The 15,282-nt window shown below is 40.0% G+C and carries 18 protein-coding genes; 12 read left to right on the top strand and 6 right to left on the bottom strand.

The genetic code is table 11. From position 1 onward, the window contains the following. Window positions 1–16: 16 nt before the first annotated feature. Window positions 17–568, bottom strand: coding sequence for an NUDIX hydrolase (locus ABM313_RS11540; protein WP_434688121.1), 552 nt, complete (start codon window positions 566–568; stop codon window positions 17–19). Between the two features lie 207 nt (window positions 569–775). On the opposite strand from ABM313_RS11540, the gene ABM313_RS11535 reads away from it, so the two are divergent. The 4 genes from ABM313_RS11535 (at window position 776) to ABM313_RS11520 (ending at window position 2,201) form a co-directional block, all read left to right on the top strand. Continuing rightward, complete coding sequence (locus ABM313_RS11535; RefSeq protein ID WP_434688119.1) at window positions 776–1,060, top strand: type II toxin-antitoxin system Phd/YefM family antitoxin; 285 nt, start codon at window positions 776–778, stop codon at window positions 1,058–1,060. 7 nt (window positions 1,061–1,067) lie between these two features. Beyond that, on the top strand, window positions 1,068–1,328 hold the full coding sequence (locus tag ABM313_RS11530; RefSeq protein WP_434688116.1) for a Txe/YoeB family addiction module toxin: 261 nt from the start codon (window positions 1,068–1,070) through the stop codon (window positions 1,326–1,328). Between the two features lie 98 nt (window positions 1,329–1,426). Continuing rightward, window positions 1,427–1,801 (top strand): ribbon-helix-helix domain-containing protein, encoded by a 375-nt coding sequence (locus ABM313_RS11525; protein WP_434688114.1) that lies wholly within the window; start codon window positions 1,427–1,429, stop codon window positions 1,799–1,801. Beyond that, complete coding sequence (locus tag ABM313_RS11520) at window positions 1,788–2,201, top strand: type II toxin-antitoxin system VapC family toxin (protein ID WP_434688112.1); 414 nt, start codon at window positions 1,788–1,790, stop codon at window positions 2,199–2,201. The genes ABM313_RS11525 and ABM313_RS11520 overlap by 14 nt, the downstream gene beginning before the upstream one ends. Window positions 2,202–2,219: 18 nt before the next feature. Here ABM313_RS11520 and ABM313_RS11515 read toward each other — a convergent pair whose 3' ends face one another. Beyond that, window positions 2,220–3,638, bottom strand: a complete 1,419-nt coding sequence (locus tag ABM313_RS11515; RefSeq protein ID WP_434688111.1) for a hypothetical protein — start codon at window positions 3,636–3,638, stop codon at window positions 2,220–2,222. 130 nt (window positions 3,639–3,768) lie between these two features. On the opposite strand from ABM313_RS11515, the gene ABM313_RS11510 reads away from it, so the two are divergent. The 5 genes from ABM313_RS11510 to ABM313_RS11490 all read left to right on the top strand — a co-directional run bounded on the left by ABM313_RS11510 (window position 3,769) and on the right by ABM313_RS11490 (window position 7,714). After that, the gene (locus ABM313_RS11510; RefSeq protein ID WP_434688109.1) at window positions 3,769–6,300 is read left to right on the top strand and encodes a dynamin family protein; all 2,532 of its coding nucleotides are present in this window, start codon (window positions 3,769–3,771) and stop codon (window positions 6,298–6,300) included. Between the two features lie 45 nt (window positions 6,301–6,345). Further along, window positions 6,346–6,573 (top strand): DUF433 domain-containing protein, encoded by a 228-nt coding sequence (locus ABM313_RS11505; RefSeq protein ID WP_009625171.1) that lies wholly within the window; start codon window positions 6,346–6,348, stop codon window positions 6,571–6,573. After that, window positions 6,570–6,923 carry a DUF5615 family PIN-like protein gene (locus ABM313_RS11500; protein WP_434688107.1) on the top strand — a complete coding sequence of 118 codons (354 nt, stop codon included), beginning with the start codon at window positions 6,570–6,572 and terminating at the stop codon, window positions 6,921–6,923. The genes ABM313_RS11505 and ABM313_RS11500 overlap by 4 nt, the downstream gene beginning before the upstream one ends. Window positions 6,924–7,133: 210 nt before the next feature. After that, window positions 7,134–7,331 (top strand): hypothetical protein, encoded by a 198-nt coding sequence (locus tag ABM313_RS11495; protein WP_434688444.1) that lies wholly within the window; start codon window positions 7,134–7,136, stop codon window positions 7,329–7,331. After that, window positions 7,316–7,714 (top strand): type II toxin-antitoxin system VapC family toxin, encoded by a 399-nt coding sequence (locus tag ABM313_RS11490; protein WP_434688104.1) that lies wholly within the window; start codon window positions 7,316–7,318, stop codon window positions 7,712–7,714. Before ABM313_RS11495 ends, ABM313_RS11490 begins: the two co-directional genes overlap by 16 nt. 78 nt (window positions 7,715–7,792) lie before the next feature. On the opposite strand, the gene psbA is transcribed toward ABM313_RS11490, so the two are convergent. From psbA to ABM313_RS11470, 4 genes are all read right to left on the bottom strand, one after another. Further along, window positions 7,793–8,875 carry a photosystem II q(b) protein gene (gene psbA, locus ABM313_RS11485; RefSeq protein WP_434686041.1) on the bottom strand — a complete coding sequence of 361 codons (1,083 nt, stop codon included), beginning with the start codon at window positions 8,873–8,875 and terminating at the stop codon, window positions 7,793–7,795. Between the two features lie 151 nt (window positions 8,876–9,026). Next, complete coding sequence (gene ndk, locus ABM313_RS11480; RefSeq protein WP_434688102.1) at window positions 9,027–9,476, bottom strand: nucleoside-diphosphate kinase; 450 nt, start codon at window positions 9,474–9,476, stop codon at window positions 9,027–9,029. Window positions 9,477–9,612: 136 nt separating this feature from the next. Beyond that, window positions 9,613–10,260 (bottom strand): riboflavin synthase, encoded by a 648-nt coding sequence (locus ABM313_RS11475; protein ID WP_434688100.1) that lies wholly within the window; start codon window positions 10,258–10,260, stop codon window positions 9,613–9,615. Between the two features lie 9 nt (window positions 10,261–10,269). Continuing rightward, a complete protein-coding gene (locus ABM313_RS11470) occupies window positions 10,270–11,013 on the bottom strand; it encodes an HAD-IA family hydrolase (RefSeq protein ID WP_434688098.1) in 744 nt (247 codons plus the stop codon). Between the two features lie 162 nt (window positions 11,014–11,175). On the opposite strand from ABM313_RS11470, the gene ABM313_RS11465 reads away from it, so the two are divergent. The 3 genes from ABM313_RS11465 to ABM313_RS11455 all read left to right on the top strand — a co-directional run bounded on the left by ABM313_RS11465 (window position 11,176) and on the right by ABM313_RS11455 (window position 15,053). Continuing rightward, window positions 11,176–12,681 (top strand): polysaccharide biosynthesis/export family protein, encoded by a 1,506-nt coding sequence (locus ABM313_RS11465; protein WP_434688096.1) that lies wholly within the window; start codon window positions 11,176–11,178, stop codon window positions 12,679–12,681. 2 nt (window positions 12,682–12,683) lie between these two features. After that, entirely contained in the window at window positions 12,684–13,625 is a 942-nt protein-coding gene (locus ABM313_RS11460; protein ID WP_434688094.1) for a UDP-glucuronic acid decarboxylase family protein, read from the top strand. A gap of 81 nt (window positions 13,626–13,706) precedes the next feature. Next, the gene (locus tag ABM313_RS11455; RefSeq protein WP_434688092.1) at window positions 13,707–15,053 is read left to right on the top strand and encodes a UDP-glucose dehydrogenase family protein; all 1,347 of its coding nucleotides are present in this window, start codon (window positions 13,707–13,709) and stop codon (window positions 15,051–15,053) included. Window positions 15,054–15,282: the final 229 nt, after the last annotated feature.

The raw sequence follows: 15,282 nt of genomic DNA, 5'->3' as shown, positions 1-15,282 counted from the left end.
CGCCGTTTTTTATTGTTTATAAAGCTTGCAAAGCCAGATGAAATGCAGTGATCGATTTGGCATCAAGACTAGTATCTGCGCTCTGCGATCGCAACAACGCTTCTATCTCTTCACGGCTTAATAACACAACTTCTATCTCTTCATCTTCATCTTGAGCAGGAGGATGTTCTAGCTTCTCCAGCCCTTGAGCTAGATATGCATGAATAATCTCATCAGAATAACCTGGGCAAATATAGAAACCTCCTAAATATTGCCATTGGTTAGCTCGATAGCCTGTTTCTTCTTCAATTTCACGCTTGATTGTTACACCATGATCTTCACCAACTTCCAAAGTGCCAGCAGGAAATTCTAATAAATAGCGTTGAATTGCGAACCGATATTGTTTGACTAAAACAAATTTGCCATCGTCTGTCACAGGAACTGCCAGTCCTGCCCCTGGATGTTTAATATATGAATACTCACCTGTTACGCCATGCGGTAATTTGATGCGATCGACATGAAATGAAAATTTGCTACCTTGATAGCTGAGACGATTTTGTAAAATTTCTGATGCGATGAGATCTGACATGGATATTTTTGTTAACTAACTCCAGCACATTTTGGCACAAGATGAGAGGAGGTGTTTGGCGTTGGCACTTTCTAAAAATTTTGAAAGTAGTAGTATAGATTAGAGATCACCACATCAGACAATTGTTTAACTAAATCTGCTTTTAAAGCCTTATGCCTTAATTTTAAAGAACTCGCTATAATTTTAATAAGATTTTAGGAAGTTACCATGATTGTTGAAGCCAGTTATGCACAGACAATGCCAAGTTTGAATGTATTGCTTGATCGCGTTGTTAATGATCGCGAGATTATCTATATCAAAAGTCAAAGTGGTGAAAATGTTGCCTTGATTGCGGCTGATGAGTTACAAAGTTTGTTAGAAACTATGCATCTTTTGCGATCGCCTAAAAATGCGGAACGTTTGTTAAATGCCATTAGTCGCGCCAGAGTGAATGTAGAAGATTCTCAAACACCTGATGATTTACGCAAAGAGTTAGGGCTTGTCAAAGAGTAATGCTCCATTGAATAGAGAATCTATTCTCGATCAAGATTTTCGTACAGATTTAACCCATTGGATTTCTGTTGATCGTAAGGTTGCTTTGAGGATAATGGATTTGGTTGATGCAGTAATGCGCGACCCTTTTAACGGAATTGGAAAGCCTGAACCATTGAAATATCTTGGTTCTGGTATTTGGTCACGCCGTATTACTCAAGAGCATCGTTTGGTTTATTTAGTTGAGCAAAATTATATTAAATTTTTGCAATGTAGGTATCATTATTGAGCAAGAAGTGATCGCCATATCAGGCGATTATCTAACTACATCTGCTTTTAAAGCTTTTGCTATAATAACTGATAATTATATGACTTAGGATGCAAATCATGAGTATTGCCTTAAAAATTGAGCAAGAGCAGTTTATTCAAAAAAAGCTGAAAAGTGGTAAGTATAGCTCTGCTGATGAGGTGATTTTTGAGGCGTTTCGGTTGCTTGAGGAAAGAGATAAACATTATGAGCAATGGCTGCAAGATACTCGCCAAAAGGTAGCTGATGGTTTAGCTCAACTAGATCGGGGTGAAGGACTGGATGGGGAAAGTGTCGTTTCTAATTATCGAAATTCTCAAAATCAGAAACAAGATCCAGCTTTTCTATTAAAGCAAAGTGGCTTTATTGGTTGCGCGGATGGAGAGCCAAATCTATCTACTAACTATAAAAAAACTTTGAAAACAATCCTAAACAAAAAGTATGATCATCGTTGATACTGGATTTTGGTTAGCTTTGGGCAATCGAAGTGATAAGTATCGTGATGTTGCAAATTTATACCTCAATAATCTTAATGAGAGGTTAATAACTACGCATCCTGTAATAACAGAAGCTTGCTATCTTTTGCTTGATAGGTTAGGTAATTATGCACAATGCAAGTTTGTGGCGAATGTGGCGGCAGGGGCTTTTGATGTTTTTGATCTTGATAGGAATCACTACAGGCGCATAGAAGAACTGATGCAAAAGTATGGTGATTTGCCGATGGATATGGCGGATGCTTCTATTATTGTTTTAGCAGAACATCTAGGACATGGGCGCATTCTCTCTACTGATATTCGAGATTTCAATATTTATAGATGGAACAATCAGTATCCTTTTGAAAATCTTCTTTTGTAAAATAGGCGATCGCTTTTATTATGCCTCTTGAAAGTAGTGATATAGATTAGCGATCGCCATATCAGACGATTGTTTAACTACATCTGCTTTTAAAGCTTTATGCCCTGAAGCTTGAGCTTTTTCGACTACTTCATACTCATATTTTGAGCGCAAGTCAGGTGAAGCCATTAATTTGAGTTGATCGCGTAAAGAGTCAAAATGAGATTTTGGTTTTAGCTCTTCATAGATTTTTTGTTCGGGAACTTCAAAGTTGCTAATTGCAGAAGTCATTGCTTGAGGTACTGGGCTTAGTTCAGAGCTTTCTAGTAACTTTAAATCAGAAGCAGGTAAAGATTGAATCCATTCGGATTGTTCTTGCCAAGATGATAAAACTACTAAATCTTGAGTGCAAATACGGCTGATTTCTGGATAGAGTAAATCTATTTCTTCTTGGGACTGAACAGCATTACTAACATCAACAATATCTTGACGAATGCTGACTTGCAGACTTTTTAATCCTTGGGTGACTGCGCCTGATTGCTTTTGGATTTGGTAGGTCATGATGATTGTTTGTTCAATCGCCCAAGCACATTCCATTCTTCTTAATTTACCTAGCGCTGAAGTTTCTGAAAGTAGTTGATTATTTCGATAATCAGCGAGGGCAACTGAAAGCAAGTGTCTAGCACTTGCTAAACCTTGATCTCTAATGTGAGGTTCAGTAAGTAAGGACTGTTGGATTAACTTAGTAGCTGCCAAAAATTGACTATAGGCATGAATGAGAACGACTCGATGCTGTTCAAATTTAATGTCTGCGGCGACTTCATCAATACGATTTAAAATTTCAGCACCTTGATCTTTAAGTGCTTTTTTGAGATCGATAAATCCATCTTTGATCTCAACTCGCATTTGGCGAACGTCTTCACGCAGTTTCAGGATTTGATGTAAGCTTGCTGCGGAAATTGCTACGTTTGCGATCGTTCCTACGCCGATTAATGCTGTTGTCGCTTGTAAGACTCCTAAATTTTGTTGAATTGATTTAATCCCATCAGCGATGCCATTAACATCATATTGAATTCCTCTCACTTCATTGATGACGTTATTAACGCCTGTTTGGATTTTTTTAACATCGCTATGTACTGCACTAATATCTTTGCGAATATCTGAAACACCCGTATTAATTGCATTTTGAGTATCTTTGATGTCAGTTCTAACCCCCTTAAAGCCTGAATGGGTTTGATACATTTGAACCCCGCTAGAAATTATCTGCAAACCACCAAAGGCTAATTGTGTAGGAAAAATTAGTGGGTTGAATGATGGTGCTGGCTTCGCAATCTCTAGAAGTTTGCCTGTGATGAGACATCTAGCAATCGGCAGTAATACTCCAGTCTTGTGAGCGACTTGCACCGCTTTACCAGTAAGCATCAGTGATTGGGTAGCGGCAGAAAATATGTAATTCATAGTGCAGAAACCATAGAAAAAGCTCTTTAAAAGCTTTATTTGCTTAAATATTATCAGATTTTATTGTGTAGATGATTTTTTTAGGCTTCATTTCTGATAAATTCTAGATAACTAGATTTTCAGTGCAAGCATGAATACTCAACTCATCGGTAGCCAAGCTGTCAAACTCCTGTCAAAGTTGACGGGGCAAGACTTGACGGTAAATGACATTACGCCGCAAGTGGTGTTTATGACTGATTTGATCGCGCTGTTAAAAGGGGTAATTCATGCTGATGCAAAAGTGAGTGAAGATGAAGTTGCTCACTTTAAAGCAACATTGGGGCGGATTGGTTTGACCAATAGGCAGACAATTGAGATTGCTAAGCTGTTACTGTCTGGTGTCCAGAAATTTAAACTGCATAGTGATATCGATGATTTTTTGATTTTGCTAGTGCCATTGAGTGAAGCCGAAAAATTGCTGTTGTTTGGCTTGGGTTACAGAATGGCGATCGCAGACTCTAGCTTAGATGAAAGTGAGAGTAAGTATTTACGAGATTTAGGTAAGCGTTTAGAAATAGAATCGCGTTATCTTGATGTTTTAGAATCTAGTTTTGCTGGCAAGTCTTACAACAATCAAGATTTTCAAGAAATATGTGATCTAGTCGATCCTTCGCGTTTTCATGATTTGGGGACTGTGTTTGTAAATGCGGCAGATGATTTGCTGTCTGCGTTAAATCAGCTTGTTAAAACTGAGATTAAAGAACCTCAAAATATACCCAGTCCGACAAATTCAGTAAGTGGTGAATATCAAAAGCTGCAAGGTTTTCAACTACAGAAACAATCTTTGCTCAAGCGGATTAATCATTTATCTCAACTGATTGATGATGGTATTAAAGAGAGCCTTTTACCTGTTACTTTTCGGGACGAGATTCAAGCAATTAAAGACAAATTAGAATCTCAGCGTTTTCGGGTGGCGGTGATTGGTGATTTTAGTACAGGCAAGTCAACATTGCTTAATGCTTTATTAGGAGAAAAAATTCAACCAACTAGTGCGCTTCCCTGTAGTGGGACAATATCAATTCTTAAATACGGAGAGACAAAGCGAGTAATCTGCCGATACCGTGATGATAGTGAAGAAGAAGTTCCATTAGAAGAATACAAAAGCAAGGCTGCAATGTCGAAACAAGCTGCTTTAGAAGATAGTACTGAAGAGATTCTCAATAACAATATAAAGGAAATTATTTTTGAGCATCCAAATCTATCTTTGTGTCGTAATGGAGTAGAAATTATTGATACTCTTGGATTGAATCATTGTAATGAAGCTACAGAAGTAACTTTAAAATTAATTCAGACTGCTGATGCAATTATTTTTACTTCCAATGCAGGGCAACTGCTCAATCAAGGTGAAAAAGATGCACTCAGAAGCATTAAGCAAAGGTATGGCAATAAACCTTTAGAGAATTTATTCTTGGTTGTCAATTTTATGGATAACTTAGATGATGACGAAGAAATTCAAGAAGTTCAAGATAGAGCAAACAAGTTTACACTCGATGAATTAATTAGTGGTAGTGATAGAGTCCATTTCATTTCTGCAAAGCTTGCATTAAAGGCAATTATCAATAATTCAATCAATGAATATTTAGACTCATTCCAGCATTTTACTAAGATCTTAGAATCGTTTTTGACTGATGAGATTGGTTTATTGGTTTTACAAAGCTCTAACCAAAAACTTGATGAACTTACACAAAAATGTATTAGTAATTTAAATCATGCAATTAACAATGTAGATCAAACTATTGATCCAGCTTACAAACAGGAGATTTTAGAAAAAATTGGTGAGGCAAGTGGTAGATTTATTAGTATTTGTAACGAAGTAAAGATTTCAAATGAGAGAGCTAAAACATCGGCTTTAGAATCTTGGAAGGGTAATATTAATGGAGATCTCAAGAATAAAATTATAAAAGTAAGCGATAATTGGAAGACAGTCCATAATCCAATTTTTAGCCGTGATAAATTGGTTAATGATGCCATTCGACAATTTAATGAAGCATTAAAAGCTGATATTACAACAGTTTGGATAGGTAGAGTTTTAAAACCGCTTCTCATGGGAGAACTAGAACTTTTAGACAGGAAGATTAAGAAAGAGTTTAAATCTCTTAACTTAAGTTTTGCGATCTTAGATGAGAAAGTTGGTACAAACTTTGGCGATGAAATTGCCCCAAACTTACAAGATTTTGATGTTTCATTTATAGCTGCTTTTGCTGGTGGTGGAGCGATTGGAGGTGGTGGAGCGGTAGCAGCAGCTTTTTTCCTAATTCCTGCCTTTACTCTGGCTCCAGCAATTATTACGGGAATTTTAGCGGCAGTAGCAATTGCAGCATTATCTGGAACTAAAGCAACAATTGATGCCTATAAATACATTGCTAAAAAAGTGTGTGAAGAATGTTTTAAGGAATTTGCCAAAGAGGAAGTACAGGAACGAATTGAGCAAGAAATCAAAAAATCTATAGATGAATTATTTGTAAATAGAGCTAAAACTGCTGGTGATTTAATCAAGCAAGTTATTTCTGAATGTGAAAATCTGTTAGTACTTGAGGAGAGGAAACAGCAGGAAGAAGTCGATCGCCTACGTTCTCTAATCTCTAGCAAAAAACAAGAATTTGAAAAATCTCTTTCAATTTAATCAGAGTAAAATCGTCTCATCCCCTTCAAAAAGGAATATCTAAATATGCTACTACAACGCATCACCATAGACTGGAATATCTGTCATGGCAAGCCCTGCATCAGAGGTTTGCGATATCCCGTCGAGATGATCTTAGAACTCCTCAGTTCAGGCATGACCACCGAAGAAATCCTAGAAGACTATGACGATCTAGAGCGAGATGATATTTTTGCAGTCTTAGCCTATGCTACAAAACTTAGCCAAGTAAAGAGCATCCACAAGGTTCTCGCATGAAATTTCTCATTGATGCTCAATTACCCGTGCGTTTATCCTATCTTTTAAAATCAATGGGACATGATGCAATCCATACCAAAGAATTAGCTCTCAAGAACGCAACGCCAGACACGGAAATTAATACACTCTCAATTCGCGAACAGAGAATTGTCATTACCAAAGATTCTGATTTTTGGGATTCATTTTATGTTAGTCAAGAACCTTATAAACTTCTGCTAGTGACCACGGGCAACATCAGCAACAAAGAACTAGAATCATTATTTGTTAACAATTTAGATCAGCTGTTGTATTTACTAAAGCATCATTCTTTAATTGAAATATCGCGAGATTCAGTCATCGTTCATCAGTAAAGCGATAATACTAGTAAGAAAAAGGCGATCGCCTACGTTCTTTAATTTCTGGCAAAAAACAAGAATTTGAAAATATGCTCAAATCGCAACAAAACCATGATCAAACAAATTACCTTAGAAGTCGAAGCTCCCATTGCTGACGCATATCAAAATGCAACCCCAGAACATCGTCAAGCATTACAGGCGATCGTTAGTCTATATTTAAAATCTATCTCAAACCCACAGCAAATAGTCTCTAAAGAAGCTAATGCAAAATCAGAGCAAAAAGACGTTAATCCTGATCAAGAAATCCCTAACAAAAAGCCAAAACGCACAACACCCGCTCATCTGATTGGCAAAGGAAAGACATTAGGCGACATTGTTAGCCCAATCGTAGATGAAGAGGACTGGGAATGTCTGAAATGGTAATTCTTGATACTCACATTTGGTTTTGGCTCATCAATGGAAGTTTTGAGCGCTTTCCCACACAATGGTTAGAACAAATTCGGCAAGTAGACATAGTTGCAGTGTCAGCAATATCTTGCTACGAAATCGCTCTAGCTCATAACAAAGCCAGATTAGAGCTACATATTCCCGTTCAAGATTGGCTTACTGATTCGTTAGCTCCCGCAGGAATAGAGCTATTGCCACTAACTCCAGAGATTACAGTCAGAGCCGTAAACCTATCGCCCATTCACAAAGATCCCTTCGATCGCTTAATCATTGCTACCACATTAGAATATGAAGCAAAACTTGCAAGTGTTGACAACTTATTTCCTAAATATCCTGAGCTAAAAAATTATCTGATGTAAATTCCGCACAAATAAAAAAGCCCCTCCTTGCGGAGAGGCTTTTTTATTTCGAGAAGACTAGGCTAGTCGATTAGCCGATTAACCATTGATAGAAGGAGCGCTCATAGCAACAGGAGCAACATCAACAGCAGCCAAATCGAGAGGGAAATTGTGAGCATTGCGCTCGTGCATTACTTCCATACCCAAGTTTGCGCGGTTGATTACGTCTGCCCAAGATGGTACTACACGTCCTTGGCTGTCAGAAATCGATTGGTTGAAGTTGAAACCATTCAAGTTGAATGCCATCGTGCTTACGCCCAATGCGGTGAACCAGATGCCAACTACTGGCCATAGTGCCAAGAAGAAGTGCAAGCTGCGGCTGTTGTTGAAGCTGGCGTATTGGAAAATCAAGCGTCCGAAGTAGCCGTGTGCTGCAACGATGTTGTAGGTTTCTTCTTCTTGTCCGAATTTGTAGCCTGCGTTTTGGCTTTCGTTTTCGGTTGTTTCACGGATCAAGCTGCTGGTTACCAATGAACCGTGCATTGCACTGAACAAGGAACCGCCGAACACGCCTGCTACGCCCAACATGTGGAAGGGGTGCATCAAGATGTTGTGCTCTGCTTGGAATACGATCATGAAGTTGAATGTACCACTGATTCCCAAAGGCATACCGTCAGAGAAGCTTCCTTGTCCGATTGGGTAGATCAAGAATACTGCGGTTGCTGCTGCTACGGGGGCAGAGTATGCTACGGCGATCCATGGACGCATACCGAGGCGGTATGACAATTCCCATTCACGTCCCATGTAGCAGAAAATTCCGAGCAAGAAGTGGAAAATTACCAATTGGTAAGGACCACCGTTGTATAGCCATTCGTCGAGGCTATCTGCTTCCCAAATGGGGTAAAAGTGCAGGCCAATCGCGTTGGAGGATGGTACGACTGCGCCGGAAATCATGTTGTTGCCGAATAGCAAGGAACCTGCTACTGGTTCACGGATACCGTCAATATCGACAGGTGGTGCTGCGATGAAGGCGATTACGAAGCAAATGGTCGCTGCGAGTAAGCAAGGGATCATGATTACGCCGAACCAACCTACATAGAGGCGGTTGTCGGTGCTGGTGATCCAGTTGCAAAATTGATCCCACAGTGACGCACTTTCGCGTCTTTGTACTGCTGTTGTCATTTTTGTGTTTGGGTTTAAAACTTGTTTTGAATAAGCTTGCGCTTACATTTATCAATATATCAAATTGTAAAGATTTGTCAACATTACTTTAGATAGAGGTCGTGGTTACCGATCCGATAAAAAAGGAGGCGTTTTGCGCCCCCTTTTTTGTTTATTCGTAAACCCAAGCCGTTAAGTTAGGCTGCCATTCGACTATTTCTTCGGGCTTAAACCAGAGTGCAATCTCGGTTTGAGCAGTTTCGATCGCATCAGAACCGTGAATAATATTACGTCCAATATTTACACCGAAGTCTCCACGAATTGTACCTGGTTCCGCAGTAAGGGGATTGGTTGCACCGATAATCTTACGAGCTGAAGCAACTACACCATCACCTTCCCATACCATTGCGACTACAGGTCCTGAGGTAATAAAGTCAACTAAACCAGCAAAGAATGGTCTCTCTTTATGGACTGCATAGTGGCTTTCGGCTAGTTCGCGGGTTGGTTGCAACAATTTCAGTCCGACGAGCTTAAAGCCTTTAGTCTCATAACGACGGATAATTTCTCCGATTAGGTGACGCTGTACGCCATCGGGCTTGACTGCCAAAAAAGTACGTTCCATGATCTCTGTAAAAGTATTAAGCAATTGTAAAGAAGTTTACAGAAAGCATTATTTCATTTTAAGGAACGCAAATGAAATAAAGAACCATTTTTTTAGTGGCGCGGTTTCACTGTGCCACTAAAAAAATGGTTGTAATTTACCAACCATTTTCCGTGAGAAATGCTGGAGTTATGGCAGGAGTTGCGAGATTGGTTGGAGCCATATGACTTGACTTAAGAAATTTCTCCACATATTTACCTAGCAGATCACCTTCTAGATGCACTGAACTCCCTATATCCAGATATTTCAAAGTAGTGTTGTCGTAAGTATGGGGAATGACTGCTACCCGAAAATTTGAGCCTGAGTCATTGCAATGGGAAACCGTTAGACTAATGCCATTAATTGTAATACTGCCTTTAAAGACAATGTAACGCGCTACTTCGGGAATAGCCTCAAAGCTTAACTCCCATGAATTGCCAACTAGGGTGCGATCGCTTAATTTGCCCATGCCATCAATGTGACCTGAGACAAAATGTCCGCCAATGCGATCGCCTACGGCTAGAGCCATTTCTAAATTGACATATTTTAATTTGCGATCGCCTAAATTAGTACGCCCCAGAGTTTCAGGTGAGACATCAGCCACAAAATTAGTATCAGAAACTTGGGTTGCAGTCAGACAGACCCCATTCACAGCAACACTATCGCCGATCACAATTTGGGCAACGATGTCAGGGCAATGAATGACTAGACGCGCATGATCGCGTTGCTCAATAATACCGATGGTTTGAACGAGTCCTGTAAACATAGGTTTAGGTTATAGCAGAGAACGCAAAGCTTCATCTGTTATCAAAGAAGTCAACTTATCAATGGTACGTGCTGATTGCTTAGCTGGACTTGTTAATGGCTGCCGATCACGATTTAGCCAGAATGCTGTAATTCCCACAGCATCAGCCCCCATATAATCTTCACAAAAACTATCGCCAATATGCCATGCTGAATTAGACGATCGCTCAATTTGGTGTTTAGCTAGGGCAGCTTCAAATATTAAGGAATCGGGTTTAGCAGCCCCAATCTCAGTAGATATGGTGATCGAAGTGAAGTAATCTTCTAGCCTCAACGCCTTCATGACCGAGTAGATCCGACTATCAAAATTTGATAAGACACCCAAAGTAATGTCCTGTTTTTTCCATGTATCCAAGGCTAACCAAGTATCTTCGTAAATAAACCAAGGCTCAGCCGTAGCAAAGTAAGCATATAGACCTTTAAAGAAAGCCTCAAAATCTAAAAATTTTGTTAAATCACCTGTTTGCCTAAAAGTTTGCTCGGCAAGCGATCGCCACCATTGATACTCAGCGATCGGGATTTCAGACTGCGACAGATCAGGGAAAGCAATTTTGGGTGCTGTTTGAAAAGCTTGGTAAAAAGTACGGTTAATCAACTGAGGATCGAGACTAACATTAAAATCTTTAGCAATCTTGGCATATTGTTCACCAACGCTACCTTTCACGCCAAAAAGAGTGCCAACTGCATCTACAAAAATAACCTGAGGCGATCGCATTATATTTCGGGAAAACTACTGAGATAAACTATTGGATGTACTGATACAATGACTGCCAAATCTTGTAAAAACTGTCTCTATTATTGTATTAAAACTACCCTTATTATTATGACAGTTGTTCAGTTTCTAATGATGAGATGGTTGGATTAAGGAGTCCTTATTATGCATATGTCTCAATTTAGCAAATTAATTCTACTGACATTAATTGCCTGTACTCCTTTACCCGTTTGGGCGCAGACTACTACAATTGAAAAGCCATCTGCCTCAGAGTCGTCAAATTCTAATCTCAAACCATTAGTTAATCTTAATGATGGTAAACAGACTTTAAGTGTTCGCGAATCTCAAGATACATTTCGTTACACTTTAGGTGCAGGCGACAATATCAAGATCGAAGTTTTTAATGTGCCAGAATTATCGGGAAATCAAACGATTGCTCCCGATGGTACGATCAATGTTTCCTTAATTGGGGCAGTAAAGTTAGAAGGATTGGGACTAGATGAAGCAAATGCTTTACTGCGCGAGAAACTAAACCCTTTTCTGGTGCGTAATATTGTCAATGTATCTTTGATTTCTCCCCGTCCCCTAAATATTGTGATCGTGGGAGAAGTAAACCGCCCAGGCCCACGTTTCTTAACCTATGTAGGAACTGCGGGTTTAGGAAGTAATGCTGCTACCTTGACTAGAGCTTTGGAATCAGCCTCAGGAATCACTTCAAGAGCAGATATTAGTAATATTCAAATTTCACGACGTGACGGGACTCTCGGTCGTCGCATCATTAAGGTTAATCTTCAGGATTTACTAGAGAAAGGTGATATTAGCCAAGATATTCGTATTCTTGATGGAGATTCGATTCTTGTGCCACCACTTTCTCAAGCAAGTGCATCCCAAACTCGAATTGTTAGTAATTCTACTTTTTCACCTGACTCATTTACCATTCAAGTAGCGATCGTTGGTGAAGTTAATCGGATTGGTCCACAAACTCTGGTTTACTCTAGAACTGGTGTTACTCCCACAGGTCTTACAGGCGCAACCACTGCGGCTGGCACTGCATCAGGCGGAGGACCAGTTACCCTCAGTCGTGCCTTACAAGCGGCAAATGGAGTCACTGAAATTGCTGATATTCGCAATGTCCAGATCTCCCGTTTAAACGATAAGGGACAACGTACAATTGTTAAAGCTAACTTGTTAGATTTAATTACCAAAGCTGATCTCAGTCAAGATATCACTCTGACAGATGGCGATTTAATTACCGTTCCTCGTCTTGAGAAAACAAATCCCGCTGATTATCAGCAAATCGCCAAGGCAACTTTTTCACCTACAGTAATTACTGTACAAGTAGTTGGCGAAGCGGTTCGACCAGGTCCATTACAACTGAGACCAAATAGTTCGTTTACTGAAGCTATTTCTTTTGCGGGGGGGCTGACAAATGATGCTGATTGGCGAGCCGTTGAGCTTTATCGGGTCAATCCTGATGGTTCGATTATGCGCCGAAATCTAGTTGCTGACTTGAATCTTCCATTGAGTGAAGAATCTAATCCAGGACTACGTGATCGCGATGTAATTGTTGTTCGCCCATCCTTTGGAGCAGGCATTCTTAACTCAGCTACTAGATTTCTCGGAAACATTGTTGCTCCTTTCACATTAATTGATAACCTCTTTAGAAGATAAACATGAAAATTGTAGTTACTGGTGGTGCAGGTTTTATAGGATCTCACTTAGTTGATCGACTGATGAATTTTGGGCATAAAGTTATTTGTATTGACAATCTATATACAGGGCGAAAATCAAATAATGCTCAATGGAGCGAAAACCCGAATTTCCAATTCATTGAGCATGACGTTGTTAGTTCGATAGAGATTGATAATATTGATCAAATCTATCACCTTGCTTGTCCAGCCTCTCCTGTGCATTATCAATCTGATCCCATCAAAACTGCTAAAACCAACTTCTTAGGAACCCTAAATATGTTGGAATTGGCAAAGAAATCTAGAGCAAGAATTTTGCTAGCATCAACTTCAGAAGTTTATGGTGATCCTCTAATTCATCCGCAAGTTGAGAGCTATTGGGGTAACGTCAATTGTAATGGTATTCGTAGTTGCTACGACGAGGGGAAACGTATTGCTGAGACCATAACTTTTGACTATCACCGTCAGTTTAATCTTGAGGTGCGTGTTGCGCGAATTTTTAACACCCACGGAGAGCGAATGCTGGAAAATGATGGACGTGTAGTTAGTAATTTTGTGGTTCAAGCTCTCAAGGGCATTCCACTTACTATCTATGGAGATGGTGCTCAAACTCGTAGCTTCTGCTATGTCTCAGATCTTGTAGAAGGATTGATCCGTCTGATGAATGGGAGTTATATAGGTCCTGTTAATTTGGGTAATCCTGGAGAATATACAATTCTGCAATTGGCTCAAACTATTCAGTACATGATTGATCCCACGACTGAGTTGATTTTTAAGCCTTTACCTCAGGATGATCCACAACGTCGTCAGCCTGACATCTCGCAAGCAAAGTTTCATTTAGATTGGGAGCCGAAAGTTCCTTTAAAAGAGGGGCTTGTGAAGACGATCGCCTATTTCCGCGATCGCCTCAACACTAATCAATTATAAAATCTCAACTCAGTTTTATAAGCTCTGCCAATAAAAGTGAGTTTTTGTTTCTAAACAGTAAAGAATTATAGGTAATAGAACATGCGTGTTTGTGTAATTGGAACTGGTTATGTGGGTTTAGTCACAGGTGCTTGTCTCGCCTATATTGGGCATGACGTGATTTGTGTAGACAATAACGAAGAAAAAGTTAAGCTAATGAAGTCTGGACAATCACCAATCCACGAGCCAGGATTACCTGAAGTGATCGCTGAGTCAATTCGTCAAGGAAAAATCGAATTTACGACAGATATTGCGGCGGGTGTCAAGCATGGTGAGATTCTATTTATTGCGGTGGGTACGCCATCTCTGGCTGATGGACGTAGTGATATGCGCTATGTGGAAGCTGTAGCACGCAGCATTGGCGAAAGTCTTACGGAAGGATATCGTGTAATCGTGAATAAGTCCACAGTGCCGATTGGTTCTGGTGACTGGGTACGCATGATCGTAATGGATGGAATGTCAGGAAAGATCAATATCGATCAGATTCAGTTTGATGTGGTGAGTAATCCTGAATTTCTGCGCGAGGGAGTCGCCGTTTTTGATACCTTCAATCCCGATCGCATTGTAGTTGGTAGTGGCAGCGATCGTGCTTTGAAATTGATGCAAGAGCTTTATCAACCAATTATTGATCGTTCTTTTGCTGAGGACAAAACTTTGCCTCCTGTACCTGTGGTGGTTACGGATTTAAACTCAGCCGAAATGATTAAGTATGCAGCAAACGCATTTCTTGCCACTAAGATCAGCTTTGTCAATGAGATTGCGAATATCTGCGATCGCGTCGGTGCAGATGTAAAGGAAGTCGCTAAGGGAATTGGTTTAGATTCGCGCATTGGCTCGAAATTCTTGCAAGCGGGGATTGGCTGGGGCGGCTCCTGCTTTGGTAAAGATGTTTCAGCTCTAATTTATACTGCGGAGGACTATGGATACTCCACAGAGATTTTAAAAGCTTGTGTACGGGTGAATGAATTGCAGCGTATTTTGGTGGTTGAGAAGCTGCAGCAAGCTCTAAAAATTCTGAAGGGTAAAACCATAGGTTTGCTGGGAATGACCTTTAAGCCTGATACGGATGATATGCGTGATGCACCTGCTTTAACTCTAATTGATCAGCTCAGCCGTTTGGGAGCCAGAGTTAAAGCCTACGATCCGCTAGTTTCTCAATCAGGATTGCGTCAAGGTTTTTCTAATGTGATTGTCGAAACTGATCTAGAACGTCTTGCCGATGGCTGTGATGCGGTGGTTTTAGTAACAGATTGGCAGGAGTTCTTGGCGATCGACTATGTCAAGGTGTTTGCTCTGATGGCACATCCCGTCATTATCGATGCACGTAACTTCCTTGATGGCAAAGCTCTAGAAGCTATAGGATTTAAGTATATTGGCATTGGTCGATAATCAAAAAATCCTAATCAAGTAAAGAATTTTGGTAGTCCTAAAAAGGAAAGGATTTATGGTGGTAAGGAACGGCGGCGCGAAGCGCCGCCCTTCCTTACCTATTTAGCACTACCAGAATTTCTATTCTGAACTCAAGTTAATCTGATTCTGTAACTTTTGTTAAGCGCATTAGCATAGTTCAAGAGTAAAGCCAGAGCCTGTACTGCTAGCGTAGCTAGCGGTACAGGCT

The sequence above is a fragment of the Pseudanabaena minima str. Chao 2107 genome, assembly GCF_051131155.1.
In the GTDB taxonomy this organism is placed as follows: domain Bacteria; phylum Cyanobacteriota; class Cyanobacteriia; order Pseudanabaenales; family Pseudanabaenaceae; genus Pseudanabaena; species Pseudanabaena minima.
This window is presented reverse-complemented; position numbering and strand designations above follow the sequence as displayed.

Excerpts from the sequence above, each read along its gene's own strand:
- ABM313_RS11540 (WP_434688121.1), bottom strand. The coding sequence starts at position 568 with ATGTCAGATCTCATCGCATCAGAAATTTTACAAAATCGTCTCAGCTAT.
- ABM313_RS11535 (WP_434688119.1), top strand. The coding sequence starts at position 776 with ATGATTGTTGAAGCCAGTTATGCACAGACAATGCCAAGTTTGAATGTA.
- ABM313_RS11525 (WP_434688114.1), top strand. The coding sequence starts at position 1,427 with ATGAGTATTGCCTTAAAAATTGAGCAAGAGCAGTTTATTCAAAAAAAG.
- ABM313_RS11520 (WP_434688112.1), top strand. The coding sequence starts at position 1,788 with ATGATCATCGTTGATACTGGATTTTGGTTAGCTTTGGGCAATCGAAGT.
- ABM313_RS11515 (WP_434688111.1), bottom strand. The coding sequence starts at position 3,638 with ATGAATTACATATTTTCTGCCGCTACCCAATCACTGATGCTTACTGGT.
- ABM313_RS11510 (WP_434688109.1), top strand. The coding sequence starts at position 3,769 with ATGAATACTCAACTCATCGGTAGCCAAGCTGTCAAACTCCTGTCAAAG.
- ABM313_RS11505 (WP_009625171.1), top strand. The coding sequence starts at position 6,346 with ATGCTACTACAACGCATCACCATAGACTGGAATATCTGTCATGGCAAG.
- ABM313_RS11500 (WP_434688107.1), top strand. The coding sequence starts at position 6,570 with ATGAAATTTCTCATTGATGCTCAATTACCCGTGCGTTTATCCTATCTT.
- ABM313_RS11490 (WP_434688104.1), top strand. The coding sequence starts at position 7,316 with ATGTCTGAAATGGTAATTCTTGATACTCACATTTGGTTTTGGCTCATC.
- psbA (WP_434686041.1), bottom strand. The coding sequence starts at position 8,875 with ATGACAACAGCAGTACAAAGACGCGAAAGTGCGTCACTGTGGGATCAA.
- ndk (WP_434688102.1), bottom strand. The coding sequence starts at position 9,476 with ATGGAACGTACTTTTTTGGCAGTCAAGCCCGATGGCGTACAGCGTCAC.
- ABM313_RS11475 (WP_434688100.1), bottom strand. The coding sequence starts at position 10,260 with ATGTTTACAGGACTCGTTCAAACCATCGGTATTATTGAGCAACGCGAT.
- ABM313_RS11470 (WP_434688098.1), bottom strand. The coding sequence starts at position 11,013 with ATGCGATCGCCTCAGGTTATTTTTGTAGATGCAGTTGGCACTCTTTTT.
- ABM313_RS11465 (WP_434688096.1), top strand. The coding sequence starts at position 11,176 with ATGCATATGTCTCAATTTAGCAAATTAATTCTACTGACATTAATTGCC.
- ABM313_RS11460 (WP_434688094.1), top strand. The coding sequence starts at position 12,684 with ATGAAAATTGTAGTTACTGGTGGTGCAGGTTTTATAGGATCTCACTTA.
- ABM313_RS11455 (WP_434688092.1), top strand. The coding sequence starts at position 13,707 with ATGCGTGTTTGTGTAATTGGAACTGGTTATGTGGGTTTAGTCACAGGT.